Source organism: Streptococcus cuniculi (assembly GCF_001921845.1).
Taxonomy (GTDB): Bacteria; Bacillota; Bacilli; order Lactobacillales; family Streptococcaceae; genus Streptococcus; species Streptococcus cuniculi.
On sequence record NZ_MSJM01000001.1, the window covers coordinates 159,261 to 185,928 of the forward strand.

Annotated in this window: 20 protein-coding genes and 1 tRNA gene; 1 reads left to right on the forward strand and 20 read right to left on the reverse strand. The window is 43.4% G+C overall.

The window, feature by feature from the left end:
- Nucleotides 1-27: 27 nt before the first annotated feature.
- The 11 genes from BU202_RS00775 to BU202_RS00825 form a co-directional block, all read right to left on the reverse strand.
- The gene (locus tag BU202_RS00775) at nucleotides 28-2,265 is read right to left on the reverse strand and encodes a DNA internalization-related competence protein ComEC/Rec2 (protein ID WP_075103899.1); all 2,238 of its coding nucleotides are present in this window, start codon (nucleotides 2,263-2,265) and stop codon (nucleotides 28-30) included.
- On the reverse strand, nucleotides 2,249-2,887 hold the full coding sequence (locus BU202_RS00780; protein ID WP_075103900.1) for a helix-hairpin-helix domain-containing protein: 639 nt from the start codon (nucleotides 2,885-2,887) through the stop codon (nucleotides 2,249-2,251). The genes BU202_RS00775 and BU202_RS00780 overlap by 17 nt, the downstream gene beginning before the upstream one ends.
- A gap of 200 nt (nucleotides 2,888-3,087) precedes the next feature.
- Nucleotides 3,088-3,160 (reverse strand) — tRNA-Thr (locus tag BU202_RS00785).
- 252 nt (nucleotides 3,161-3,412) lie between these two features.
- Nucleotides 3,413-4,030, reverse strand: a complete 618-nt coding sequence (locus BU202_RS00790) for a hypothetical protein (RefSeq protein ID WP_075103901.1) — start codon at nucleotides 4,028-4,030, stop codon at nucleotides 3,413-3,415.
- A 21-nt stretch (nucleotides 4,031-4,051) separates the two neighbouring features.
- Complete coding sequence (locus BU202_RS00795) at nucleotides 4,052-6,646, reverse strand: phage tail tip lysozyme (RefSeq protein ID WP_075103902.1); 2,595 nt, start codon at nucleotides 6,644-6,646, stop codon at nucleotides 4,052-4,054.
- A 19-nt stretch (nucleotides 6,647-6,665) separates the two neighbouring features.
- Entirely contained in the window at nucleotides 6,666-9,017 is a 2,352-nt protein-coding gene (locus BU202_RS00800) for a VirB4-like conjugal transfer ATPase, CD1110 family (protein WP_075103903.1), read from the reverse strand.
- Complete coding sequence (locus tag BU202_RS00805) at nucleotides 8,992-9,354, reverse strand: hypothetical protein (protein WP_075103904.1); 363 nt, start codon at nucleotides 9,352-9,354, stop codon at nucleotides 8,992-8,994. Before BU202_RS00805 ends, BU202_RS00800 begins: the two co-directional genes overlap by 26 nt.
- A gap of 1 nt (nucleotide 9,355) precedes the next feature.
- The gene (locus BU202_RS00810; protein ID WP_075103905.1) at nucleotides 9,356-10,105 is read right to left on the reverse strand and encodes a hypothetical protein; all 750 of its coding nucleotides are present in this window, start codon (nucleotides 10,103-10,105) and stop codon (nucleotides 9,356-9,358) included.
- 15 nt (nucleotides 10,106-10,120) lie between these two features.
- Nucleotides 10,121-10,342, reverse strand: a complete 222-nt coding sequence (locus tag BU202_RS00815; RefSeq protein WP_167364728.1) for a hypothetical protein — start codon at nucleotides 10,340-10,342, stop codon at nucleotides 10,121-10,123.
- Nucleotides 10,343-10,941: 599 nt separating this feature from the next.
- Nucleotides 10,942-14,964 (reverse strand): SpaA isopeptide-forming pilin-related protein, encoded by a 4,023-nt coding sequence (locus tag BU202_RS00820; RefSeq protein ID WP_075103907.1) that lies wholly within the window; start codon nucleotides 14,962-14,964, stop codon nucleotides 10,942-10,944.
- 144 nt (nucleotides 14,965-15,108) lie between these two features.
- A complete protein-coding gene (locus BU202_RS00825) occupies nucleotides 15,109-15,417 on the reverse strand; it encodes a hypothetical protein (protein ID WP_083605721.1) in 309 nt (102 codons plus the stop codon).
- 626 nt (nucleotides 15,418-16,043) lie between these two features.
- Between BU202_RS00825 and ald the strand changes: the two genes are divergently transcribed.
- Nucleotides 16,044-17,153 carry an alanine dehydrogenase gene (ald, locus tag BU202_RS00830; protein WP_075103908.1) on the forward strand — a complete coding sequence of 370 codons (1,110 nt, stop codon included), beginning with the start codon at nucleotides 16,044-16,046 and terminating at the stop codon, nucleotides 17,151-17,153.
- Between the two features lie 439 nt (nucleotides 17,154-17,592).
- On the opposite strand, the gene BU202_RS00840 is transcribed toward ald, so the two are convergent.
- From BU202_RS00840 to rplA, 9 genes are all read right to left on the reverse strand, one after another.
- A complete protein-coding gene (locus BU202_RS00840; protein ID WP_075103910.1) occupies nucleotides 17,593-18,552 on the reverse strand; it encodes a PhoH family protein in 960 nt (319 codons plus the stop codon).
- Nucleotides 18,553-18,762: 210 nt separating this feature from the next.
- Entirely contained in the window at nucleotides 18,763-18,978 is a 216-nt protein-coding gene (locus BU202_RS00845; protein WP_075103911.1) for a YozE family protein, read from the reverse strand.
- A gap of 11 nt (nucleotides 18,979-18,989) precedes the next feature.
- On the reverse strand, nucleotides 18,990-20,363 hold the full coding sequence (locus tag BU202_RS00850) for a D-alanyl-D-alanine carboxypeptidase (RefSeq protein WP_075103912.1): 1,374 nt from the start codon (nucleotides 20,361-20,363) through the stop codon (nucleotides 18,990-18,992).
- Nucleotides 20,364-20,424: 61 nt separating this feature from the next.
- A complete protein-coding gene (gene cvfB, locus BU202_RS00855) occupies nucleotides 20,425-21,279 on the reverse strand; it encodes an RNA-binding virulence regulatory protein CvfB (protein ID WP_075103913.1) in 855 nt (284 codons plus the stop codon).
- 246 nt (nucleotides 21,280-21,525) lie between these two features.
- Entirely contained in the window at nucleotides 21,526-22,083 is a 558-nt protein-coding gene (gene frr, locus BU202_RS00860) for a ribosome recycling factor (RefSeq protein WP_075103914.1), read from the reverse strand.
- A gap of 10 nt (nucleotides 22,084-22,093) precedes the next feature.
- The gene (pyrH, locus tag BU202_RS00865; protein ID WP_075103915.1) at nucleotides 22,094-22,828 is read right to left on the reverse strand and encodes a UMP kinase; all 735 of its coding nucleotides are present in this window, start codon (nucleotides 22,826-22,828) and stop codon (nucleotides 22,094-22,096) included.
- Between the two features lie 100 nt (nucleotides 22,829-22,928).
- A complete protein-coding gene (locus BU202_RS00870) occupies nucleotides 22,929-24,569 on the reverse strand; it encodes a putative polysaccharide biosynthesis protein (protein WP_075103916.1) in 1,641 nt (546 codons plus the stop codon).
- Between the two features lie 302 nt (nucleotides 24,570-24,871).
- Nucleotides 24,872-25,660, reverse strand: coding sequence for a glutathione-dependent disulfide-bond oxidoreductase (gene yghU / locus BU202_RS00875; RefSeq protein WP_075103917.1), 789 nt, complete (start codon nucleotides 25,658-25,660; stop codon nucleotides 24,872-24,874).
- Nucleotides 25,661-25,901: 241 nt separating this feature from the next.
- Nucleotides 25,902-26,591 carry a 50S ribosomal protein L1 gene (rplA, locus tag BU202_RS00880; RefSeq protein WP_075103918.1) on the reverse strand — a complete coding sequence of 230 codons (690 nt, stop codon included), beginning with the start codon at nucleotides 26,589-26,591 and terminating at the stop codon, nucleotides 25,902-25,904.
- Nucleotides 26,592-26,668 lie beyond the last annotated feature (77 nt).

Genomic DNA, 26,668 nt, shown 5'->3' on the forward strand with positions numbered 1-26,668 from the left:
AAATGAGAACAGCATATCCCTTTCCCCCTATTTCACCGTCTCAATTTTCCATTTCTTCCAGCCCCGGAAACGAATAGCACCTTGTTCATCCGTCCGAAAGACCTGTATCTGCCGCTCTTGAAAACGTTGAAGGGCTTCCTGATGCGGATGCTGGTAGCGATTGTGTTTCCCCGCTGAAATCAAGGCTATCCTTGGAGAAATAACATCTAAAAATTCTGGATAGGAAGAGCCTCTTGAACCATGATGTCCTGCCTTTAAAACGTCAACAGACAAGCGAGGATACCGCTTAATCAACTCCAATTCACCGTCTTCCAAATCCCCTGTAAATAGAAACCTGGTCTGCAATAACTCACCGTATAAGACAACCGAATCATTGTTACCACCATCTCCTTTCCCATAAGGATAGAGAACCCTCAAAAAACCATCACATATTGGAATAGTGTCACCTACTTTTACCAGATGAGGAGGCGTCTTTATTGTCTGTAACATCTCCATCAGCTCCTTACTAATCGTGCTCCCTTCAGAAATGTAGATACTACCGATATCTATTTCTCTTGCCACTTCCAACAAATCCCCCATATGATCCGCATGGGCATGCGTTAAAACTAGAACATCAATCTTGCTCACTCCTCGACTATGCAGATAGGGAATCAGGGTTCGCTCCGCATTGCTCTGACTCTCTTTTTCTTGCCATTTTTCTTTCGGAGTCACCCTCAACCTGCCACCGACATCAATCAAGACCGTTCGCCCGCGCATGTCTCGCAAAAAGATACTGTCTCCTTGCCCAACATCCACTACTGTCACCTCATTTTCCACAGGATGTTTAATGATGAAAAATAGCAGAGCTGCCAAGCTGATGAGAGCTATGCACCATTTTGGCTTCTGATATAGATCATGTAGCAAAAGCAAGACGACTAATAAGACCAGTAGGCAAACAGCTGACGGCTTGCCAAAAATCCAGGGCTTCAAACCTAAACCTGCCAACCACTGAATACAGGATTCCAGCCAGACAAAAAGAAAATTAACCTGCGTGAGTTTGGCAAGTGGCGAAACAAGAAAAACAAGGCTTAAGCCTGGCAACAAGACCACATCAAAAAGAAAGGAAAAGAAAACGGTCAAGAGAATCGACAAGGGTTGAAAACTGTAAAAATAGTAAATTAAGAGAGGTAAAATCCCAACTGAAATCGCTAAACTTTCTACCAGTATTTGCTTATAATGTCCCAAGTCTTCAAAATCAAAAACGGTCAGGAGAAAGGCATAAGCAAAACTCAACACTCCACCTGCAGTGAGCAGAAAATGAGGCATGACTAGAAAGGAAAGGACAATCGTACAAGCTATATTATCCAGCTTAGTGATGCCCATATTGGCAAACATCTTTTGCAAGAGAGAGCGATTCACCGATACTGAAAATCCTGTCAGACCTGCATAGATAAAGGAAAATGGAACTTGTAACCAGTCTACATGCTCCTTTTGCATCCCCAAACTCAGGAACAGGTAGCGGAATTTATCGACAAAGAACCCCACCTGCATACCCGACAGCGCAAATAGATGGATAATTCCTAAGCTAGAGTAAAGGTCGCTCATCTGGTCAAATTCCTTGTCCAAGTCTCCAAATAAGAGCCCTATCATATAATACCGCATCGGACTTGGAAAATGCTCCTTGATGTAGACCAAGGCCTTGCGTCGAACGAGAGAAAGCCAGTCCAAGGGATTCCAAGAAAAGTGCTGTCGAATCTTCCTGATTTGTTGAACCTTGACCGTGCGGTAAATCCCCTGCGTCCTCAAGTAATCCCGATAATCAAAACCATTGAAATTCCGCAGACCTTCTGGTTCAGACACCGTTGCTTCCACCTCCAATCTGATTAGACTGGATAAGTTTTTAAAATAGACCTGCTCTTCCTGACTTTTCAATTGGTAAAAAACAATGTACAAGTGTCCTGATGATATCGCCCGAAAGGAAAGACTATCACCATTGACTTGGATGCTATCTGGCTTGACAGCCAACGAACTGACCTCCGTCGGAGCAGCCGCCTCATCCAGAGTAGCCTTCACACATTGGAAGCCAAAGAAAAGGAAAAAACAAGCTAAAATCGATAAAATCTGACAGCAGACTTTTTTCCCTTGATGAACCCAGAGCAGAGCCAATAAGCCCACCAAAATCAGACCTGATAAGACAGATAGGCGATACATGACAAAATAGAGGGTTAGTAGTAAAACAACTAGATGAATAGGAGCAAGAGGAATCTTTTTAATCAACTGTGACATAAGGACGAATATTCTCCAAACTCTTGCCACCAATTCCAGGTACATTCTTCAAATCATCAACCGATTGAAAACGGCCATTACTCTCACGGTAGGCAACAATATCTGCTGCCCGCTTGGCACCGATTCCTGAAATAGTCTGCAATTCTGCTTCTGTAGCCGTATTGAGATTGACAAGACCTGTCGTTGCTCCCTTATCGCCACTTGCTTGCGCTGGACTCGCGGAAGGAATAATCGAGACAGCCTCCTCCTTGGTCGCGACATAAACAACGCCCTCATCACTCAACTTCTGAGCTAAATTGACGGACTTAGAATCAGCAGCTTCTGTCAAACCACCCGCTGCTTCTACCGCATCATGGATACGACTTCCTGCTGGCAAATGGTAAATTCCAGGTTTCTTAACAGCACCCTTGACATCGACAACGAGGCTCGTTTCTGACTGTGAACTTGCAGTTTTTTCCACTACCTGCTCGCTACTAGTTGCAAAGTCTGTCAGGCTAGTCGCTTCTTCTGTCTGCCCCGTTTGCCCCAATACAAAGACAAGCGCAAGAATGCCACTAAGCCCTACTCCTGCCACAATAAACCACTTATAATCACGCAAAACGTGTATCCACTTTTCAAGCATATTCTGACCTCCACTTTATCTATTCGCAAAACCTATCAAAAAAACTCGCACAAGACGAGTTTTTAAAGAACATAGAATTTTTTGTATAAATGAAGATCGATTATCTGCATAGCAGCTAGCTATGTGTCACATAGCTAACAGAGCAAGACCACATAAAGCAACATAAAAAAGCCTGCTGTCGCAGACTTTCTATACTAGTATGCTAGTTGCCGGGATTGAACCGGCGACCTCATCCTTACCATGGATGCGCTCTACCGACTGAGCTAAACCAGCAATACTTTAACAGTATACCAAGAAATCAATCATTTGTCAAATGTTCTCGTAAATTTATTTTTATCTTTTGAAAACCATTAAAGTTTCCTAAACGAGTGCAAAATAGGGCTAAACAATCCACTTTTCTTAGCTTACTGGAGGAAGCCTTATTATTTTGTTGGTTATCATTCTGAAACAGTTAATCTAGCTCCTACTTTCTCATATTCCTGCTTCTTCTTTGATAGGCCTTGCTCCATTTGTTTGAATTTTTGCTCATCGTTTCTCCTTTCCTCTCGTTTTGCCAATGACCGCTTTTGCGGTTTCGCCTACAGATAACTCTGACCCATCTGAAAGAACAACCGCTTCTATATTGTTTACGAGGAACTTGTTCTCCGTCTCACTATAGTTCAAACGAAGAGTCGCTGTTCCTTGCTCGTTGTAGGACTTCCCATCACGATTGTCCTTTTCTTCTAAAATTGTTTGAGAATAACGGACTTGTGCAATGACTTCCTTGTTTTCACTATCGATGTAGATGGTGGCGTTTTGGTAGATGCGGTCCACCACATAGCCTTTGTAGGTCTTTTGAAGCGGTGTATCCTCGTCAGAAACGGTTGCGTTGTAGAGGCTTTCTGTCATAAAAGGCTTGTAGCGCTTGCGATTTTCTCCCAAGTCCTTCCTGGTATAATAGGCAATCAAGAAGTCTTCAACTCCTTTTCGCTTGAGTTCATGAGGTTCTGCCTCTTTCTTTTTAACCGTTTGGGATGCTTGCGCTTCTTTCTTGTTCATTCTCGACTGGATAGAAGCTGTTCCATAGCCTAGTGAGAAGATGAGAGCAGCCAAAAGTATGGCCACACCTATCTTCAGGAGTTTCACTAATCGTTCATTATACATGATTTCTTCTTATTTCCTTTCTTATTTTGGTGTCATGAAATAGATTCCTGCTTGTGGTCGTAAGACTCGCCATGCCAACTCATAGGTTGTCCCCATCCCATTCATCTCACTCACGAGGAATGAACCATCGTCATTGAGATATTCACAAAAGGCAACGTGACCGTAGACAACATGGCTTCCCAGCACTCCTGCACTAAAAACTACCGCAGAGCCTACCTTAGGCTCCGTTGAAATTTCGTAGCCATGGAGCTGGCCAGAAGTTGCCCAATTGGTCGCATTTCCTAAATACGGATCAATATGCTTGCCAATCTGATAGAAGCGGTTATACACGTACCAGGTACAATTGCCTAAAGCGTAGGCATTTCCTGGGTATCCTTGGCCTTGTGTGACTGCTTGATCACTTGGTAAACCGTAAGGAAGCTTATCCTTGTATTCTGCTGGAACTGTCTTGCTTGATGTTCCTGTACTCGTGTCTGTTCCACCTCTCAAATAGGCTTCCCATTGTCTTGCGGACTGTCTTCTAGCTTCTAGTTTGTTTCCTGGGTTGCCTTCCCATTTCACAAGAAAGGCAAGGGTCAAGTCATCTGTAGAGGCATCACTCGTTAAGATATTCCGAACAACCGCTTTGTGGTAAGCTGTATCCCCATGAAGCATGAAATCCAGCTGTAATTCTAAGTCATACCACTTCTTGTTTTTTGTTTTGGCATAATCAAGCAACATCGTATGTCGGACAGAGCCATCGCCTGTATCCGTCCATTGACCAAGACCGATTCCACGGTGGATGATATTAGGATATTGGCCATTGTAGATAGTCGGTCCATTCATGGATAACCAAGCGGGATCGTCCCACGAATCAGCGCTTGCCCCTATAGGGGGATTCAGATAGTCTCCTTCTGCCCGTTTCGGATTGATACTACTTTCCACATCAAAGTTCCCCAACATGGACGCCAAGCCCTTGATAGACAGTTTCTTTCCTTCTTTCTGAAGTTCTTTACTCAAGTAATTCCTAATAAAATGGACTTTCTTTGCCTTATCACTATCGACATCGATGGACTTGAGGTAGGTCTCTTCTGAATACTTGACTGATTTGAAATAGAAGCCTGGGTTGACATAGAACCAGTCCTCTCGTGATTCAGGATTCCAGTTCGTAAGGGTGGACTTAGGCGTATAGCTTAATTTCTTCTGATACGCAATGGTTTGTCCTCCTGCCCCATTGGTCTTCCCAATTTGACTGCCCACATCCACCTCTTGCCCGTCTTTTACCCTGATTTCAGAGACTTCATAAAAAGTGAATTTGGCGTCAAGTGTTTCAATGGTGATTGTGCTGTCTTTGACCTTCACTTTTCCTGATAAGGGAGCGTATAGAGGATGATGACCTTTGATGTCAAGCGTTGTGGTATCTGAGCGCTTGTCTTTTTTGACATAGCCAAATCGCTTCTTAATCGTAAGCGGTTCATCTGCTTCCGGTTTGTCATCGGGGTAAAAGGGGTTCTCAAGTTCTAAGATACTCGCAAATTTGCCAATCTCCTTCGACTGTTCCATCAACTCCTCAAACTCTTCTTGTTCGTCTTTAGAGAGACTGAACTTTGTCTTCTTTTTTGTGTAGAGGTCTTTGATGGTCTTTAAAGTTGTAGGCTCACTATTCAATCCCTTCCACAAATCCTCGACATAGGTGCGACCTGCATATTGATTCATGAAGTGATAATGGGCATCTAACCTTGGGTCTTCATGAATAGTGTCATAGTGAAAGTGAATGTAGAGGAGCGGGTCTTCCCAATTCGTATAATATTCGACTGTATCATTTGACTTCTGCCGATCTAGTTGGGTCATATAGAGATAGGTCTCATTCAAGTCATACTCGCTCTGGATGGGAAACACTTGACTAAATACCCCTATCATCACTAGAAGCAATAATAGGACTCCTCCGCCCGCAAATAAGCTCCATTTCCCCACACTAGTGGATAGAACACTCTTAACAGAGCTCATCCATGGTTTTCGGGCATATTGGGCATATTTTCGTGGTTTCTGCTGTTTCGAGGGAGAGACAGGCCTTTTCTTTGAGAGTTTATTTGTTCTACTGGAGCTTGATAAGAACTGTGATTTGGCGACAGTAGACAGCCTTGATTTGACATAAGCTAGACTGTTTTGGACACGGTGTAGCCCCACTCTTCCTTCTTGTATCTGCCGCTTCAGCTCGACAATCTCTTGTAAATCATCATCCTGAACCAATAGGTCATCTCTTGCACGACTCGATTCCAATCTCAATCGTTGCGCCAAAGTCGATTTAAACAGCCCTGTTTGTTTAACAGGGGAAGGCTTCTTTACTTCATCCCTTAGCTCTACATCACCTGCAATCATTTCTGTCTTAGGGAGAGCCTTGGAAGACATTTGCTTTGACTTCTGATAAGCGGGCATGGGGTTTCCTTTTTTCTTCCGAAGTCGCTCCACTGCTCTCTTTACATCATCTACCGATACCTTTTTCACAAGAGAGGCATTCGTAGTTGTCCCCATCCTCTTCCAATTCTGATGAGATAAATAGGTCTTTTTGTGCTCTGATGACGAACTAGTGAGTTGAGATTTAGCTATTTCAAGTTCAATCGTTTTTTTCTCGTCCATCCCCTCTCCTCTCTATTCATCAGGCATCAGTCGCAATGAGGCGGTATAGCTTGGAATCCTTTGGAATAGGATTTTCAAAGGGCACTACGATGTCACCTGCCACAATCAAACCTGTTCCCTTAGCCTTTGGCCGCTCGATATAGCGAACTTGTTGTTCCGTTAGTTTAACCACTTTCTTTACCTCTTTGAGGGCTAAGCCCTCTAATTTAAGCAATATCTTAAAGTGACTATTTCCTAAGAGTTTACGTCCTTGTGGTGAACCTGTTAGAGTTTCGGGCATCTGGGTAATACCTGTTGGGATACAGCCGTATTTACGGATTCGAGACCACAAATGATTGAAATAAGTAGCCTGATAGTCCTCTTCAAAGTAAAGCTGTAGTTCATCAAAATAGAACCAGACTTTCTCCCCTTTTGCTCGTGCTTCGACAACCTGATTCCAGATGAAATCTTGAATGACCAGCAAAGCAAAATGCTTGAGCTGACCTGATAAGCGCTGCAAATTAAAGATAATGAAACGATTGTCTAAATTCACCGAGGTCTGTTTTGAGAAGATGTCATAGCTTCCCAGCGTATAGATTTCTAACTTCAAAGCTAGCCGTTTTGCCTCAAGCTCTTCCTGTTCACTAAGTACCCTATGCCACTCTTTGAGAGTCGGCTGTTCAAACCGTTTATAGGTGAGTTTGGTCACTCGGTCAATGAGAGAAATCGTCTCATCTCCAAAATCCGATAGGAGACTAGTAAACAAGGTAACAAGGAAGTTGGATTTTGCGCCTTCAGGGTCTTTATCGTCCTCTAGCAACTTCTCCTTATCAGGAATATCCATCAGGTTAAAAGAGGTGTCTGTTCCGACCGCTATATCAATGATTTCAGCCCCAAACTCTCGACCAATATCTAAATATTCTGTCTCGGGATCGATGACAATCACCTTATCCCTCTTGTATTTTAAAAGGGTAGAGATGATTTCATTTTTGGCTACTACCGATTTCCCTGAACCTGACGCTCCCATAATCACACCACTTGCAGAAAGGAGGTCATTCTTTCGGTCTATTGAAATGATATTGTGAGAAGCTTGATTTTGACCATAATAGCGAGCATTAGGACTTTTTGAGATAAAATCGATAGATGAAAAAGGAATTTGAGTGGCAAGGTTGGCGGTCGTCATGCTTCTGGGAAACACCTTCTTGATGCGAACATTCTGATGAAGGTCAAGATAGTTTTTCCCGATTGGAAGAACCGTATTGAGGGCTTCTTCTTGGTGGTAATAGATTTCCCCAAAACGTACTCCCACCTTACGACCTGCTCGTTCAATCTTACTTTGATGCAAGGCTAATTCTTCATAGCTATTGGCTTTAAAGTGAACTAGAATCAAGCCTCTAAAAATCTTCTGGTCTCGATCTTTCACTTCTTTGCGCCAGTTTCCAGCTTCCTCAAAATCATCTGAAGCTTGAGAACCTAGCACTAGTTCCGTTGGAATATAGGAAGTTGCAGCACGTTTCGCAGACCGAATCTGTTCCACATTGGCCTCAGCTTGCGCCTCTTCAATATCCTCAATAATCTCTTCGGTATCATAAGCGGTCGCATGAATCAAGATGGCTAGTTCAATCCCTACAGAGGTTAATTCCTTAATCAAATCGTCTTCCATTGATTTCGGATAGTATTTGATATATAAGGTCTTTGAAACCATCTCATTGATTTTGACATCTTTTCGATCGAACTCAATCACATCTGGTGCGATGAAATCCTTACTAGTGAGACCTGAAATCCGCAAATCATGATAGGTGTAAGGCAAGGTCTCTACTCCATTTAGAATCTCCGAAAATATTGAGAGGCGTTCCATCTCTGTCAGTGGCTGAAACGATACATCAATCGTCTTATAGATATTTTCAAGTGTCACGCCTACATCTTGTAACGCCAACTGGGCTTGTTTTTTGCCAATTGCATTTTGAGAAATTGTCATGTATTTCCGAATTTCAAAATTATTGCTTGTAATATCAAAGCGTTCTTGTATTTGAGCATTTAGTTCGGCACGATAGCCATCATTTCTATCATTGTTTTTTTCATAGAGGACTTGGCGCAACATATCTTCTTTCACTCTTTTATTGAGAATGAGAAGCTGTAAACTAGAACCTGCATCAATGGCATTAAAAGCCTTGGCATGTGCCTCTCCAATGGTCAATTGTTGTTCATATTCAGCCGCAAGATATGAGGCATCTCCTAGACGGAAAGTGATTGAATAGCTGTCGTCCACAATGTGCATGAGCCCTCCTTGAAACAGGCTCGTATAAGCCAAGGTGTTTTGAGTAGTTGGCTTGAGTTGGCGTTTCAAATACTCTACTCTTTCCAATTCAGATTTGGTCAGTTTCTCTGACATTTTTCGCTTGAATAAAGTCACTAGAACGATACTCCTTTCTATCTCGATGTTCTATTTGATAAATTCTACGTTTCGTCAACAGAAAAAAATAAAAACGCTCCGAAAAAGAGAAACGTTTGTCAATACTCAATCCAATAATCATCGTTGGACTGAATAGACTTGCCGCAACAACAAAAACCAGCCAATCTGGATAATCAAAGAAAAATAATAAGGTTGTCACACCAAGAGTCAAAGTACCTCCGAATACCAACAATAAGCCTCTTCCTGTTAATTGGAAAAGAATCGGCTTTTCTTCTTTGATAAAGTCGTCTAAAAAGATTGATCCTAATTTATTCATCTTATACCCCCAATAACTGTCTCATTCTTCGTCCGACACTGACAATCGTAACGATATAAATACCCCCTTGGAAAATGGAAGCGAGCGCTGCTCCGTAAGGGATTTCTTCCACCTCTACAATCGCCGCAAGGAAGTTTGCGGGAGATATAGCTGCATAGATGACCGAGATAATACTTAGTCCCAAGGCGATGAGGACATAGGATGAAAAATATTTCAAAAAGGTAATGGCAATCGGACGAACGGTTTCATTAATCAAGCAGGCCAATAAGACAGGCGCTAGAGCCTTTAAGAAATAGAGTTCGATATAGCGCATAAAATTCAACAATCCTACAATTCCATTTGCAATGAGCGATACTGTTCCGCCAATCAAGTTTAAAATAATCTTTGCGACTCCTTTTGTGTGCCCTATATCAAATGCGTAGCTATAATCTTTTATTTTTACAACCTTAGAAATCAGGTGGGCACCGCTATCGAGGAGCCACATCAGCCCATCTAAGATACTCGCAGAGTATTGAATGAGCAACCAGCAGGCTAGATACTTAAAAGCAATTTCAAGCCATAGTTTTTGCGGTAGCTTTTTCCCCGTACTTCCTATCAACTCGTACCACCTCATCATTTCCATTAGCAAAAAGATAGACAAGAGGATATTGCCTAGAACAAGGAGCGCCTTGTTCATCGCAATAGCTGATTGATTGACAGTAGGATTGTACTCTGCAAGTGTCTTAATGAGGTCTGAAACATTTAGTTTCATATCAGCCCTCCTTGTTTAAAATTTGATTGCTCGAATCGCTGCTACAATCGCAGCTGTAATGGTCGCAGAAAAGGCGGATAGGGCAAAACCATTGATAATCCCTTCTTGTCCCTGATCACGTTGTTCAGGCCGTTTATTCTTACGTCCTGCAAATACTTCGTACACTCCAAATAACATCCAAAAAAGGCCTGAGATAGACATCAAACCTCCAATTAGTGTCACAATTTTAATTGCCATATCCATGTGTAGTTTCTCCTTTTTCAATTTCTAGTGTTTGTAAGGCTTCTTTCAAAGCCGTTAGTTCATCGATTTTGAGAGTAATCCCTCGATTCATTTTGCATTTGGACTCCATTTGCGAATATCCCAAACGGCAGGTTTCTCATTGTAGGAAATACCTTTGTCCAGCCTTTCGAGACGGTCGACAAGACAGCAACTCGCTTGATAACCTGGAACGTAAAGTGATTGGCGGAATCAATTGTCTTAACTGTTTTACTCCTTTACAAACAGAAAAAAGGGAATGAGGCAGAAGTCGTGATTTCGATGAAATCGACTATCCTCACTCCTTTATTTCTAGGTTCGGGCTAAAATAATCCACTTGCTTATCCTCGCTCTCGAGTTTCCAAGCTCAAGTATTAACAGTCCACTGGACTGTTAATATATGCGTCAAACTGTTCAAACTATAAAAGAAATAAGCCCGGACACTTTTTGGTCCAGACTCCTGTGGCAGTATGCGAAGAAAAGGACTGTAAGTTATGAGTACACTTAGAGAGATTATGGCTTACAGTCACCAAACTTCAGTATACTGTATCATCGTGATTGAGGCAAGGCTTTCTATCCTATTTTGACACGTGCTTCAAGACTTTTTTCATCTGCTTACTAAACAAACGTGTTTTCCATTCCGCAAGGAATGCAAGAAGAAGAGAGCCAAGTAGTGTGTAGATAAGTCCTGCTTTCTCACCTGTCCGAGGAAGCCATCCTGTTGGTTTATCCTCCTTAGGAGTCTTGTTCACCCGTTTTTCGGTCATCAGCTCCTCTCGTTTACCGTCCTTATCGACGATAAACTGTTTAGCGGTGTTTTCGATATCTGTGCCAGCTGGAACATCTTTCTTCACAGTAGCTGGAATCTCTACTTGATAATAGACCCCTAGTTCAAATTTAGAAGTGTCGAGTACCTTGATTTGACCAAGCGTCTTCTTCACAGAATCATTTGGTAGAACGGTAAGCCTGCCATCTTTATTCTCAATATCAAATTGGCTTGTCACATCCTTACCTGTAGACTTGTTATAGACCTTAATCGCTTTTGTGTCGATGGTCACATAACGCTCATCATAGTCATCTTCTGCACCGATTGTCTGAAGTAGACTTTCTTTATCAAACGGTGTCGTATCCACCCAGACTTGATAATGGATGGTTGTGCCAGCTTTGATGATAGCGGTATTGATATTTTCAGGCTCGTTGTTGTCCACTTTGTCCGCATACGGGTCTTTGTTGGTGTCTTGATAGCGGTCTTTCAACTCACTATCGTCATCCAACAATTTCGTGCCTTTGATGTCCACATTTGCTTTATCAAGGACAAACTTGTGAGGTTCTGGCTTGTTTTTCTTCACCTTGTTGACCCGTTTTTGAGTCGGTTTCTCAGTCGGATCATTTGGTTTTCCTGTCTCTGGATTGACCGTTGTCACAAACTGACGAGCGGTGTTTTCAATATCAACGCCTGCCGCCACATCGTCTTTGACGGTGACTGGAATATCAAACTTGTAATAGCGACCAAAGGAAAAGCGCTCGGTATCGAGTACATTGTCTTTGATTAAGTCCTTCTTGGTTTGAATGGTAAGTTTCCCGTCCTGGTCTTTGACATCAAAGAGTTTCGTTACCTCTTCACCAGTCTTGCCATCATAACCCTTGATGTTCTTGACATCTAAGGTTAAGTGCTTCGCATCATAGCTATCCGTCAAGCCTGTTGCTTGAATCAGCTGTTCTGGTGTAAAGTGATTCGTATCGAGCCATAGCTGATAGAAAAGTTTATCCCCACGTTTCACGACCTTGGTATTCAAGTTCTGCGGTTCATTGTTGTCCACCTTGTCCACGTATGGGTCTTTGTTGGTGTCTGTGTACTCGTCTTTGACCTCATCATCGTCATCCATCAATTTGTCTCCTGTGATGTCAAATTTACCTTCAGATAAGTCAAACTTCTCTGGTTGGAAATCTGGTTTTTCAGGTGTAACATCTGGAATTGGATTGTCTTTAAAAGTCATACGAGAGAGACTAATCAAAGCGTTGCTTGAGGTGAGTGTACCTGCAAGCGTTCCTTTGGCATTTCCATTCTTTTCCTTCTTGTCATCCGATTGACTGAAGGTGCGGGTAGAGAATGGCTTCGACCCGTCTGCATTCTTAGAAGCCGTAATCGTATAGAGATCCGTCTTCTCATCGTAGGTCATGTGAATGTAGATTGGGGCAATCTTCTCATAACCTGCGGGAGCTTCTACCTCTTCAATCTTCCAGTCCCCGTAAAGCAGCTCTGTCGTCGCAAAACCGTCTTCATCCTCTTTGATAGTCGTTGTGAACTCGACAGCCTCTGCCTTGGTATCATTGATTGGGCTTGCCTTGAAGGTCACATCGTTGATTCCTGAATGGCTGCTATCTCCCTTGCTTTGAACGATTTTTTGGATGGAGATTTTTGCCTTGATGATTTGCTCAAGGGATTTGGTGTTTGGAGTGACAATGTTTTTGGTCGCATCATCTTTCTTTGTGATGGTGAACTCGTGGATTTTTCCATCTAAAGCATAGCCTTCAGGAGCGTTGGTTTCCTTCCAGTAGTATTTACCTAGGGCAAGGTTTCCAACAGCGACTGTCAAGTCCTTGTCATCGACATTTAAAACAAGATTATCCCCGTTATCCACTTCTTGACCGTTGATAATAGAGGTCTTGACTTTCTCCCCTTTTAAGAGTTTCGCATTTGGAATATCTGTCCACTTGACTGGAGTATCTTTCTTATGGCTAGCAGCTCCTGTTGTATCTTCTGCATAATAAAGCGTATACTCCGCATTTTTAAGGATAGCTTGACCTTGAGCTTCCGTATCGGTGTCCTTGTCTCGTTTTTCAAGGGTATTTTCTCCCTTGATTTCATCATTCGTGCCTGATATAGTGAGTTCAAGTGTGCCATCTTGTTTCAAGGTCGCAGATTGTGCTTTAAAGGTTTTCGCAAAACCAGCGGATGCAGAGATTTCTTCCACGGTATAATCCCCCAGCTGCATGTTTTCAACCAAGGCTTCCCCCTTGATGTCAGTAGTAATCTCATAAACCTTACCACTCTGCTTGTTGGTTAACTTGAACTTGTTTCCAAGAAGTGTGTAGTATTGGTTCCACATGGCCAGTTGAGATTCTGTTCCTTTTTTGACGATTTTAATCTTACCCGTGATCTCATCATTAGTGCCACTCACCGTCACGAGCTGATTATCCTTGCCATTAACACCTACTTTCGGTGTTTTGGCATCGAGGGTAATTTCTTGAGTTTTAAAAGTCTTTTGGAATCCTGGGGAAGCCTTGATTTCTTCCACCGTGTAGGTGCCAAACGGAATATCGGTTAACGTCACGACTCCTTTGGCATCAGTTGTTCCTTCAAAAATCTTGCCTGTCTTCTTATCGGTGAGGCGGAAAACATTGCCTTTCAAGGTATAGAGGTTGTTCCACATAGATGTACCAGAAGCTGTCCCTGTCTTTTGAATGGTGACAGAGCCTTTTGAGTCCGCATTGACCTTGAAGCCCGTATTTCCAAACAACCCTGTCACAATATCAAAGTGGTCTCCACGACCGTCCGTGTATTCGTAGGATACCGCATTTGAGTTGAACTGCTTTAAAGCGACATAAGCTGTTGGTAAGAGCTTGGTGGAATCCGCATTGGTGGCTCTTGACAATCCTGTCACTAAACCGCCACCTGAAATCGAAAGATCTGTATCAGGTCCGACGATATAGGCTAACGCTCCTTGCTTATCAAGTGATGCTCGTTGACTGGCATCGATGTCGGAGACCTTCATCGCCATCAAGACTTGTTCGTTAGGAATTGGTTGTTTCGTATCTTGGCGAACTAAGGTGGCAGTATAGGTCGTGCGTTCAATATAGCCTGCAGGACGACCCGTCCCAAGAGGGAGCCCTCTTCCTGCCACACCATCTTCGGATCTCCCACCTGAACCAGATGAAATCGCTCCACCCGTCGGGACAACCACTCCAACGGTGATGACAGAACCCTGGTTCTTGATGGCCATAGCCACATCCTTATTTTTCCATCTATCACGACCGTGCTTTACATCGATATGAGTAATCATTAAATCAACGGGAATCTTCTCGCCTGTTTCAATATCTGTGACGGTCCCGACATTGGTCACGGAAAGGGATTGTCCTGGGTTCAGATACCCTCCAATATCCTCTTTTACAAAGCCGTCTCGTTTGAGAGGATGCAGGATATTTGTTCCGAAAATAGTATCGAGCCGGCCTGTCGCTACACCATTGATGCCTTTGACTTCAGAATGAGCATTCCATTGGATTTGGTCTGCGACATACTTGACATGACCTAGGTCTTTGTCTGCGACAAGGGAATCTACTAGAGCTTGAAACTCTGGCGAAGACATGTCTCCTGTGTTGGCCTTAACAACGGGTACGCCATTGAGTGAGCCAATCTGTTGTCCGTGCTGGATTTCAGCCGCTTGGACAATGCTTTGATTCCATGGTACTTGCGGGACGAGTGTTGAAACTCCCGCTCCTGTAAGAGCCACCCCTGTGCTAAGAAGAGCAAGGGTGCGTTTCAATCGCTTCTTACCATTCTTTTTTCGATTGCGGTAAGAAGGTGTTTGAGAATTGTTCATAGTGTCTCCTTTTCTTGTTGTGAAGTAAAAAGCAGCCTTTGCGCTGCCAGTTTATTCTTCTGATCTCCTTGAGGGAGAGCGGGTTGAAATCATTATATCTCCTTTGAGCATCAAAAAAGACAAGCGCACGACTTGTCTTTTGTATTAACCTTGTTTGCAATAGCCTTTTCCTGTAAGCCGTAAAACGCTTTTATTTCCGTTACCTTCTCGTCGAGCGACAAGGACATTTTGCGACATAATCGTGCGAATCTGTGGATGTAAATGTGCATAGTCATAAATAGCCTCGACCGTTTCAACTGTGCCAGCAATATAACCTTTTTGTGAAATCGTTCCAAATCGAGGATGTAATTTCACGGTGCGTCCGTCCACGAGACGGGCGGTTACTCCGCCTCGTTGACCTAGTTTGCGTAAGTCAGCTAATGTGACTTCAGTATCCTTTTTCATTTGATTCATGTTTTTTCCTCCTAGCGAATCAAAGGCGATTTACGCCGTGCTGTGAGAAGACGTATCTTCTCATCGGTATTTCTTACACACAGTTTATAGTCTAGGTACTGCAAACTCCTTCAGCTTATGACGTTGTGTCATGCTTTTGCGTTATGTGCCTGGGCTAGATATCCTTTTCTAGCTACTACACCACCCCTATTTCTCTTTTATCCATAGGCACGCTAATCGGGATAGTGGTTAGTATTCAGTTTTCAAAGAACACAAATCGTTTTAGGTCCATGAGGAAATGCTACTCTCCATTGAAAAGTGAAACCAAGAAAACTCGTGATACAAGCACTTGATAACTATTTCCATATTTTAATGACGAAGAATGAGTCAGATAATCACTCTGGGAATCCATATCCTGTCTTTCTATTTATTCGCAATTACTTTTCACAATGAGTATTTTTTTGCAAAATATTTATCATCTTGGGGAAAAGGAAGCCAATTCAGCTCTAACTGATTATCGTTAGCCTCATGGGAAACCTTATAGCCTCACCCTCATCATTCCTCGAAGCATCTGGCATCTCCAAATTTCACTTGATTTTCTAAGCGTTTTTATATACACTAAGGACATAGAAAAAAGGAGGTCAACTATGCTAATTGGAATTCCAAAAGAAATTAAAAACAATGAAAATCGGGTGGCTCTGACACCTGCTGGTGTGCAAAGTCTGGTTGCCCATGGCCATCAAGTCGTGGTTGAAACAGGTGCTGGACTGGGTTCTGGCTTTGCGGACAAGGACTATGAAGCGCAAGGAGCAACCATTCTTGCTTCCGCTGCTGAAGTTTGGGCGAGCGAATTGGTCGTGAAAGTCAAAGAGCCTCTCGCAGAAGAATATGGCTTTCTCCGTGAAGACCTTCTTCTCTTCACCTATCTCCACATGGCTGCAGCTCCCGAATTGGCAGACGCCATGCTGACTAGCAAGACCACAGGAATCGCCTATGAAACCGTAACAGACAATGGTCAACTGCCACTTCTAACCCCCATGAGTGAGGTGGCTGGTCGAATGGCCGTTCAAATTGGCGCGCATTTCCTGACTAAGCAAGAAGGTGGCTCTGGTGTTCTTCTGGGCGGGGTACCTGGCGTTCCTAAAGGAAAAGTGACCATCATCGGTGGTGGGGTCGTAGGGACACATGCCGCCCGTATTGCCCTAGGACTAGGAGCACAGGTGACTATTTTGGACATCAGCGCTAAGCGCCTGTCTGTCTTAGAAGAAGTCTTCGGCAATCAGATTCAAACCCTCATGTCCAATTCATTCAACATTGCAGCAAGCGTCAAGGAGGCGGACGTGGTGATTGGAGCAGTCTTGCTTCCTGGCGCAAAAGCACCGAAATTAGTTACTGAAAACATGGTCAAACAAATGCGTCAAGGTTCTGTCATTGTAGACGTAGCTGTTGACCAAGGCGGGGTCGTTGAAACAGCAAATCGCGTCACAACCCACGATGAGCCCGTCTATGAAAAACACGGAGTCCTCCACTATGCTGTTGCCAATATCCCTGGAGCCGTTGCCCGTACTTCTACCATTGCACTAACCAACGTGACCTTGCCGTACATTGTCAAACTAGCCAATAAAGGCTTCAAGCAAGCCATTTTAGACGATGCCGGTTTCCGCCAAGGTGTGACGACCTATCAAGGCCTCATCACCAACGCTGCTGTCGCTGCTGGTCTAAACCAAGACTACACAAGCATTGATGAATTGGTATAAAAAAAGAACTGGCAACAGTTCTTTTAAAACATAGACCAGCCCAAAATCTATTTAAACAAGTTATAGTCTTTTGAATAAACTTTGATACATCGTCACTTTCGACTTACCGTACTCCAATACTGTCCGCATCTCAGTTCCTTGTTTGAAAGTTCATTCATTTGACTATAAAAAGCTCTGCTAACTGAACATTCGATTCCCGATTTTCGCGAGCGGAGCGAGCCTCATCAGATACTTTTTGCCGTGGTAAATGTAGGGAGTGGGATAAAAATCGTGATTTCGTAGAAATCGATTATCCTCGCTCCTTTGTTTCTGGGCTCGGGCTAAAATAATCCACTGGATTATTTTACTCCGCAGGAAGTCGCTACCGCCCGTACCACCTAAGAAAAGTATCATAAAAGAACGTTTTCTTCAATCTAAAAAGAACTGGCAACAGTTCTTTTTACTTTTCATCTTCTGGCTCATAAGCCCTGATAATCTCGGCAACAACAGGGTGGCGGACAACGTCCTTGGCAGAAAAATGCACGAAGTCAATCTGCGGGATTTTTTTCAATTTCTCAGTCGCATCAATCAAACCAGACTTGACATTGCGCGGCAGGTCAATCTGGCTGCTATCGCCATTGACAATCATCTTGGAGTGAAAACCAAGTCGGGTCAAAAACATCTTCATCTGCATAATGGTCGTATTTTGCGCCTCATCCAAGATAACAAAGGCATCTTCCAAGGTCCGACCACGCATATAGGCAAGTGGCGCAATCTCGATAATCTCACGCTCCATCAGCCGCGTCGTCTGGTCTTTTCCTAAAATCTGATAGAGGGCATCATAAACAGGACGAAGATAGGGATCGACCTTTTCTTTCAAATCGCCCGGTAAAAATCCAAGGCTCTCTCCTGCCTCTACCGCAGGACGGGTCAAGATAATGCGCTTGACTTGACCACGCTTAAGAGCTGTAACGGCAAGCGTCACTGCAAGGAAGGTTTTCCCCGTCCCAGCTGGTCCAATCCCAAAGACAATGTCATGGTCCTTGATACTGTCCACATACAATTTTTGCCCCAAGGTCTTGACACGAATGGGCTTGCCATAATGATCCTTGATGATTTCTTCTTCATAGAGAGCCACAAATTTCTCAATTTCATCGTTTTTGGCCATGGAAATAGCCGTCACCACATCGGGCAACTGAATGGTTAAACCACGGTTGATTAAGACGAGTAAGGATTGGATGACGAGGCGCGCCAGCTCAACATCGGCTGGCTCCCCAATGACTTGTACCACTTCTGTACGGGCATGAATCACCACATCCAGCTCCTGCTCCATCAGCCGCAGATGACGTTCATTGGATCCAAATAAGCTCAGCATATCATCTGGGTGAGAAAGGTGAATATCAATTGAATGTTCTTGCAATAGCTTGCTCCTTTATCGGTCTTTTTTCTATTATATCAAAAAAATAGCCTCGCAGGGCTATTTTTACTTGTTATCATCTCTTAGTTTTATGTAGTTACTCGCAAACGAGTCGCAGGAGGCTGGGACAACGAAATCGAACTCTTATGAGTTACCGATTTCTATCCCACTTCCAAAAAGAGTGAACGACGTAATAGATTATCTTTCAAAAACTCAATGAGCCACATATTCTTCCCAAATACGGTCAAACTCTGCCATAGAAAAACTGAAACTTGCCCGTTCTTCCAGAAAACGACTCACTTCATCAAACTCATCTGACTGCTTGGGAAAATCGGATTCTTCAAAGGCCAAGTCAGCTAGGATAGCGACCGGTTCATGACTTTTGGGATTGCGCTGGGTCATGAGCCAGCTATAAAAACTCTTTCGCACAACAGCCTCACTTATCTTCTACGGCGACGTGACCGAGAAACAGTCCGTCCTTCTTCCATTTGCTCACGGCGTTTCTTACTCTTACGTTTTGCCAATATCAGTGGTAAAGCTAAGCCAATCAGCACTAGAGGAATGACGACAACATACCAGTAAGTACGTGCCAGTCCCTTCCAATCAATCGAGTTCAACTTATTCAAGCCAGCTTCAGTGCTACTTGTAGTTGTTAAATCTGTCTCTGCTTCTGCCTGCTCAACTGTCATGCTGTCTGAAATCAAAGGACTAACGGACTCTAGTCCATTGTTGACCCGCAGTTGATTATTTTCAACTGTGTAGGTTGGCTCTTCTCCACGACGCACCGTCGCATAAAAATCTGACGGTAGATTGTAGGTTTGACCATTGATAGTCTGCTTACCTGCGCTCAATACTTTTTTGTAGTCGTAATCCTTATAGGCTTTTTCAATCAAGGCATTGCCAAATGGATGACGATAGTATTCCCCGTCTTGGTCAGACCAATCACCAACTCCCATAATCAGACTGATGAGACGTTGCTCCCCTCGTTTAATGGTTGCAATATAGTTAAAAGCAGCAAGCGGACTAGAACCCGTCTTCAAACCATCCACACCTTTAATCCCGTATTTTGCACCAGGCAGTGAATAATTGTAGGTTTCAAAGGTTTCTTCGTAAGGCGTTCCTGCTTTTACTGTCACAACAGGATCCTTAGTATGCTCCAAAATCCCTGGGTAATTTTTCAAAAAATGATAAACGAGAATGGACAAATCCCTTGCTGTTGTTTGGTTGGAAGCATTGTGATCATAACGGGTTGGATTATAGTAGCCCTTAAAGGAAGCCGCAGATGCTCCACTAGCATTCGACCAATAGGTGTTGGTCATCCCCAACTCCTGTGACTTGGCATTCATCATATCCAAAAAGGCATCTGGATCATTATTTGAAACATAATTGGCCAACATCACCGTGGTCGCATTGGAAGACGGAACAGCGGTCATAGTAATCAATTCGCCAACGGTATAGTCCACACCTGCCACAATATTGTTATTGGAGATTTCATAGATTCCTGCAATTGCTTGGTCATTTGCTGTCGCTGTAATCACCGTATCTTCGTTAAATTTCCCTTGACTCATGGCCTCATAGACCAGATACAGGGTCATGACCTTACTCATACTAGCCGGATCTCGCAGCTCATCAGGGTTATCTTGCCAAACAACATCCCCGGTATTTCCATCAATGATAATCGATGACTTAGGACGGTTGATTTCTTTGACATCATACCCTGCTGCTCTCGTAATATCCATCAATTCATCTGCCCAAACAGGGACTGACACCGTGGATACGATTAGCACCAAACACCACGCTACAAGTTTCTTCACTCTCGATCTCCTATCTTTCTTTACTATTTTCTATAACGAACGGCAGACAAAAAAGGTCTACCTAGACCAATTCCGTCCCCAGTTCATCCTGCTTAATTTTTCCAGCCTTCATCAAGCCACCCAGCGCTTTTTTAAACTGACCTTTTGAAATACCAAAGGTAGCCTTGATGTCTTCTGGAGATGATTTATCATTTAAGGTCATAAAGCCCCCATTGCTCTCCAGATAGGTCAATACCATCTGCGCATCATTTTCCAACATCTCAAAAGAACGCGGTTTGACAGACAAATTCAAGGTCCGATCCACTGGGCGGTAACCAATGACACGCGCCTGCAACTCCTCACCGAGCCGTGGCTCTGTAAATCGCTCACTTGGGTGAATGAAGCCTAACATATTGTTATCTGGTAGATAGACGAAGGTTCCACTCAATTTCAGGCGATAGACAATGGCCCGCAAATTTTGATTTTGCATATTGTCATAGGCAGGTCCAGCCAAACGCTGAAAATCCTCTTGGAAGGCAGGCAAGGCCCAAATGCGGTCTTTTTTATCTACATCGTAGCGGACATAGAGCTTGTCACCTTTCTTTGGCCACAACTCTTTGATGTCAGGCAGGACATCAAGAGACACCACCACCTGTTTATCAGGCAAGCCCGTATCGACAAAGACACCGAGGTCCCGGCGCACTTCTGTCACCTCTCCCCAGCCAAAACTAGTGCGGGTAGCTGCTACTTCTTTGGTCGTCACACGGAGTTTCTGCTTCATATCCGTATAGGCAAAGCCTTTGACAGACTCACCTAGCTGATGCTCCCCCTCTTCTTTTGCCAGAGCAAAGGTCAAACCCTCTTTTTGGACAAAGTAAAATTCCTTATTCTCGTCTGTCACGAGACCCGTGATAAAGGTTGCTAATAATTGATTCATATCGTTCTTTCTATTTTTACTGGCAGACACCACAAACAAGATGAGCTTTGGGTTTCATCTTGTATAGTGAATTGAATAAAGGTTAGGACATCGTTAAGTCGCTTTGATGAACGCCAGTTCTATCTGCAGCTCCTTGCCTTGTCCTATTCTTTTTCAATCCACTATAAATCATTTCTCCAGCTATTTCATCAATGGCCCTATAACGCCAAAAGGGCCGAGGGATTTTTCCCCACCCATAGATTTTTCTTAGACCTCTAAGAGTTCTTTTTCTTTCTCGGCCGTCATTTGGTCGATTTTCTTAATGGCATCATCTGTCACTTTTTGAATCTCTTTCTCAAGTGATTTCAAATCGTCTTCGGTAATTTCCTTGGCTTTTTCAGCTTTCTTAGCTTCGTCCATTGCATCGCGGCGGATATTACGGATAGCTACCTTAGAATTTTCCCCGACCTTCTTCACATCTTTAGCCAAGTTTTTACGAGTTTCTTCGGTCAAGGCTGGAATGACCAAGCGAATGACTGTACCGTCAGATTGTGGGGTCAAACCAAGGTCAGAAGCGTTAAGCGCACGTTCAATATCCTTTAAGATAGACTTGTCAAATGGGGTAATCAACAAGACACGCGCTTCTGGAACCGTAATCCCTGCCAATTGGTTGAGCGGTGTATCTGCTCCGTAGTATTCAACTGAAATGCGGTCGAGCAAGCTTGCATTGGCACGACCTGCACGGATGTGGCTAAATTCACGCGCCAAACTTTGGTGCGACTGCGCCATGCGCTCTTGCGCTTTTGAAATAATTTCTTTTGTCATAAGATCTCCTTTATTTTACTTCTTTGTTATTTGAAACCGTTGTTCCGATTTGCTCTCCAAATACAACACGTTTGATATTGCCAGGCTCGTTCATGTTAAAGACAACAAGGTCAATATCATTGTCCATTGATAGGGTAGAAGCCGTTGCATCCATGATTTTCAAGCCGCGGCTGATGACTTCACGGTGGGTGAGTTCGTTAAATTTGACAGCGTTGGCATCTTTCTTAGGATCGGCATTGTAGACACCGTCCACCCCATTTTTAGCCATTAAAATGGCATCTGCCTCAATTTCAGCTGCACGAAGGGCTGCTGTTGTATCCGTTGAAAAGTAAGGGGAACCAATTCCTGCACCAAAAATCACGATTCTGCCTTTTTCCAAGTGGCGCAAGGCACGGCCACGAATGTAAGGCTCTGCGACGGATTGCATGGCAATGGCTGTCTGCACACGCGTATCCACACCAAACTGTTGAAGGGCGTCTGCCATGACCAAGGCATTCATCACCGTACCAAGCATACCTGTGTAATCTGCCTGCACACGATCCATACCCGCTTCTGCTGCTGGCTCTCCACGCCAAAGATTTCCACCACCGATTACCAAAGCAATCTGAACACCTGAAGCAGCCACTTCTTGAATTTCTTGCGCCATTTTTTGAACCGTTGGAATATCAATCCCAACACCGCGTTCACCAGCCAAGGCTTCTCCAGATAATTTTATAAGAATACGTTCATATTTTGGTTTCATCATCTTACTCCTCTATTCTATCTTTACTATTTTATCATAAAATTTTTATTTTATGTAGTCTGATGAGCAGATAAAAAAGAAAAATCTCCAGAAGGAGACTTTTCTATGAAATGTGTAATGTTTTACGCAAGAGAACTGCTCGACTGCCAATCAATTTGTCCAATTGGCGGGTCTTCAAGGTCAAGATTCCAAAAATCAGAATGCCGACAAGACCTGAAATTCCCACATGAATCGCACTTGACACGTAACCTGTTACAGGAATAATCAAGCTAAGACCTGTTTCCACCAGCCAAACACCCATTCCCATAATAAGGGAAATCACCAGAACCTTGCGAATATCTTTCCATAAGCGCCTTTGCGAAATCGGAAGGACTTGATTGATTCGACGGTCAAATAAAATCACCGAAACGGTCAAGCCAACCGCAGTCGACACTAGAGGACCGTAAACCTGGAATACATATAGGGCTGGGAGTTGAAGAACCAGTTTTACCCCTAAACCGATGAAGAAATACCAAATCGCTTTCCGGTTCTGGAAAATCGCCTGAATCAGTACTCCCACCAATGAATACAAGCCTTGAATGAAAATTAAGAGAAGATTGATGATAAAGAGATAAATCGCTTGATCCTCCGCAGGACCATAAAAAACACTGTAGAGAGGACGCGCGATGATTACCGAACCAACAATAGCAGGAATAATCAAGAGGAAAAAGAGCTGGATATTGTCGACGATTAAATCCGCAGTCCCTTTCATATCCTTTTGTACAAAACGCTCTGTCACCATCGGAATCGCCACAGCAGCAATTGAGACAGAAATCCCAATAATCAACATGGTAATCTTACTTGGATTAGAGGTCATATAGGCTGAAAACACCAATAATTCTTCTCTTGTGTAATCGGTAATCCGAAGAAGGGTATTGACAAAGGTGAGCTGGTCCACCATCTGGAAAATCTGAATGGCACAACCTAAAATAATGAGCGGAATCGCTTCTTTCATCGTCTCTAGAATCAGCGGTTTTAAGTGAATTGTATCGCCTGCAGGCTTGGCCTTCATGATTTTTTCAATGAAACCTTCTTTATAAAGCGTATAAATCAATACTCCAGCACTAGCAATCATTCCAATAAAAGCAGCGAAGGTCGACTGGATCACCGCTGAAAGGTAATCACCTGACCCCAATTTCATGATGTAGAAGGTCGCTCCTAGAATCCAAATCACACGGACAATCTGCTCCACAATTTGGCTAATGGCATAGGGCTTCATATCTTGATGCCCCTGGAAAAAACCACGCATGATGCTCATAGCAGGGAAAATAAAGAGTGGTGGAACCAGACTATACATGACTGGCGTTAACTGTTCTTTTGCTCCTGACCATTCAGCCAAGGCTGGAGAACTGATGAACATAATCCCTGCAAAGACCGCCCCTAAAATCAGCATAAGTTTTAAAAACTCTCTGACTATGTAGTAGGAAATATCCTGTCGCCCTTGCACGTTGTACTTGGCAATCTGCTTGGCCACCGCAGGAGGTAGCCCAATTGTTGAAATCAGCAGGAAGTTCCCATACACTTGATAGCCCATACCAAAAAGAGTATTGGCTTCTGCCCGGTGGCTCCCCATCCACATATACCAAGGAATAATATAGGCAATACCAAGCAAACGGCTGATAAAATTTCCAGCTGTTAGCCAAGCTAACCCCTTAGCCATGCTTTCCTGCTGTTGGGTCTGCTCTGTTGTTTTATGTTCCGCCATATTCGTCCTCTCGTCCCTTTCTATCTGTCCAATGTCTAATTATAACCTTTTACACCCAACTTGTAAAATCAGAACTCATACTCTATAAAAATCAAAATCTGACTAGGCAACGAAATCGTAGCTAGAACTGAAGTTCAGCAAGGTGAGTTAACGACGTCAGACTTTGATTTTTGACGAGTATCACTCCCCCATAGTCCATCCATGACTACACCAAGTGTTCCAACAAAAAAGTTGGAGAAACCCAACTTTCTTTTTACTATTCCAATACCTAATAACGAGGACTTGCAAGGCCACGGTTAGGACTATTTTCCAATACTCTTATACTCAACTGCCAGTCCCCTTTGCACTGCTGGGCGGGCTGCAATTTTTTCGGTCCATTCGTTTAGATGTTTGTAAGAAGCAACATCTAAAAATTCTGCTGAACCTGGATAGAGCTTGCCTTCAACCAGACGGCCATACCAAGACCAGATAGCAATATCTGCAATGCTGTATTCGTCACCTGCGATATAAGGACGCGTTGCTAGCAATTGATCCAAGACATCCAGCTGGCGTTTGGTTTCCATGGTGTAGCGGTTAATCGGATACTCTTGCGCACTCGGTGCATAATGGAAGAAATGCCCAAAACCGCCTCCGACAAATGGCGCGGCCCCTGTTTGCCAGAAGAGCCAATTCATCATTTCTGTCTTGGTAAGCACATCTTTCGGGAGGAGTTTGCCATATTTCTCCGCCAAATAGAGCAAAATATGAGCCGATTCAAAGACCTTGACATCTTCCTCACCTGATTGATCCACCAAGGCAGGGATTTTCGAGTTGGGATTGATGTCCACAAAGCCTGACCCAAACTGATCACCTTGCCCAATATTGATGAGAAAGAGGTCATACCCTGCATCTGTCACGCCCAGTTCCTTTAATTCTTCTAGCATAATCGCTACTTTTATCCCATTTGGAGTACCGAGCGAGTAGACTTGCAAAGGATTTTCCCCTCGTGGCAAAACCTGTTCAAAGCGACTGCCAGCTGTCGGACGGTTGCCACTTCGGTTATCATTTTTATCTTCCCACGACCATACTTGAGGTTTTACATATTCTGTCATCTTTTCATGCTTCCTTTCATTTCTTTTCCTATTAACCTTATAAAATTTCAGGAAAAATGTCAATTACAGTGAATTGAATAAAGGTTAGGACATCGTCCAGTCGTTTTGATGAAGGCCAATGAAGGCCAGTTCTATCTGCAGCTCCTTGCCTTATCTATTCCTTTCTCAATCCACTATATTTGAAATAAAATAATATTTACATGCAAAAAGCCTTATCAAGCGATAAGACTTTTTTTATTTATTACAATGAATTTGGATCAACCTTGATACCAACACCTTGAGTAGTGGTGATTGTCAAACTTGTGATGTAAGTACCTTTTGCTGTAGCTGGTTTTGCTTTAACAATTGTATCGTGGAAAGCCTTGAAGTTTCCAACCAATTGCTCAGCGTTGAATGATACTTTACCGATGATAGCTTGTACGATACCTGCTTTGTCAGCACGGTAAGTGATTTTACCACCTTTAGATTCTTCAACTGCTTTTGCAACATCCATTGTTACAGTACCAGTTTTAGGGTTTGGCATCAAGTTACGTGGTCCAAGGACACGTCCAAGACGTCCAACAAGCGCCATCATATCAGGTGTTGCGATTACAACGTCGAAATCTAACCAACCACCGTTGATTTTTGCAACGAGGTCATCTTCACCAACAAAGTCTGCACCAGCAGCTTTTGCTTCTTCAGCTTTTGCACCACGTGCAAACACCAATACGCGTGAAGTTTTACCAGTTCCGTTTGGCAATACCATTGCGCCACGGATTTGTTGATCTGCTTTACGAACGTCAATGTTCAAGTTGTAAGCAACTTCTACAGTTGCGTCAAATTTTGCAAAGTTAGTTTCTTGTGCAAGAGCTACAGCTTCTTCTACGCTGTATGCTTTTGTGCTGTCGATTTTTTCAAGTGCAGCACGCATTTGTTTGCTTTTTTTAGCCATTTTTATTCTCCTTGTAATGTGGTCATATCGATTTTCATCTCCCACGTCACTCATCAGAAATGATGAAGTCTTGCGGG

Bases quoted from the DNA above. Each gene is read 5' to 3' on its own strand.
- BU202_RS00805 (WP_075103904.1), bottom strand. From the start codon at position 9,354: ATGAATAAATTAGGATCAATCTTTTTAGACGACTTTATCAAAGAAGAA.
- yghU (WP_075103917.1), bottom strand. From the start codon at position 25,660: ATGACAGAATATGTAAAACCTCAAGTATGGTCGTGGGAAGATAAAAAT.
- BU202_RS00795 (WP_075103902.1), bottom strand. From the start codon at position 6,646: ATGGACGAGAAAAAAACGATTGAACTTGAAATAGCTAAATCTCAACTC.
- BU202_RS00815 (WP_167364728.1), bottom strand. From the start codon at position 10,342: ATGGCAATTAAAATTGTGACACTAATTGGAGGTTTGATGTCTATCTCA.
- BU202_RS00775 (WP_075103899.1), bottom strand. From the start codon at position 2,265: ATGTCACAGTTGATTAAAAAGATTCCTCTTGCTCCTATTCATCTAGTT.
- BU202_RS00820 (WP_075103907.1), bottom strand. From the start codon at position 14,964: ATGAACAATTCTCAAACACCTTCTTACCGCAATCGAAAAAAGAATGGT.
- BU202_RS00825 (WP_083605721.1), bottom strand. From the start codon at position 15,417: ATGAATCAAATGAAAAAGGATACTGAAGTCACATTAGCTGACTTACGC.
- pyrH (WP_075103915.1), bottom strand. From the start codon at position 22,828: ATGATGAAACCAAAATATGAACGTATTCTTATAAAATTATCTGGAGAA.
- BU202_RS00800 (WP_075103903.1), bottom strand. From the start codon at position 9,017: ATGTCAGAGAAACTGACCAAATCTGAATTGGAAAGAGTAGAGTATTTG.
- ald (WP_075103908.1), top strand. From the start codon at position 16,044: ATGCTAATTGGAATTCCAAAAGAAATTAAAAACAATGAAAATCGGGTG.
- cvfB (WP_075103913.1), bottom strand. From the start codon at position 21,279: ATGAATCAATTATTAGCAACCTTTATCACGGGTCTCGTGACAGACGAG.
- BU202_RS00810 (WP_075103905.1), bottom strand. From the start codon at position 10,105: ATGAAACTAAATGTTTCAGACCTCATTAAGACACTTGCAGAGTACAAT.
- BU202_RS00790 (WP_075103901.1), bottom strand. From the start codon at position 4,030: ATGTATAATGAACGATTAGTGAAACTCCTGAAGATAGGTGTGGCCATA.
- frr (WP_075103914.1), bottom strand. From the start codon at position 22,083: ATGACAAAAGAAATTATTTCAAAAGCGCAAGAGCGCATGGCGCAGTCG.
- BU202_RS00870 (WP_075103916.1), bottom strand. From the start codon at position 24,569: ATGGCGGAACATAAAACAACAGAGCAGACCCAACAGCAGGAAAGCATG.
- BU202_RS00780 (WP_075103900.1), bottom strand. From the start codon at position 2,887: ATGCTTGAAAAGTGGATACACGTTTTGCGTGATTATAAGTGGTTTATT.
- rplA (WP_075103918.1), bottom strand. From the start codon at position 26,591: ATGGCTAAAAAAAGCAAACAAATGCGTGCTGCACTTGAAAAAATCGAC.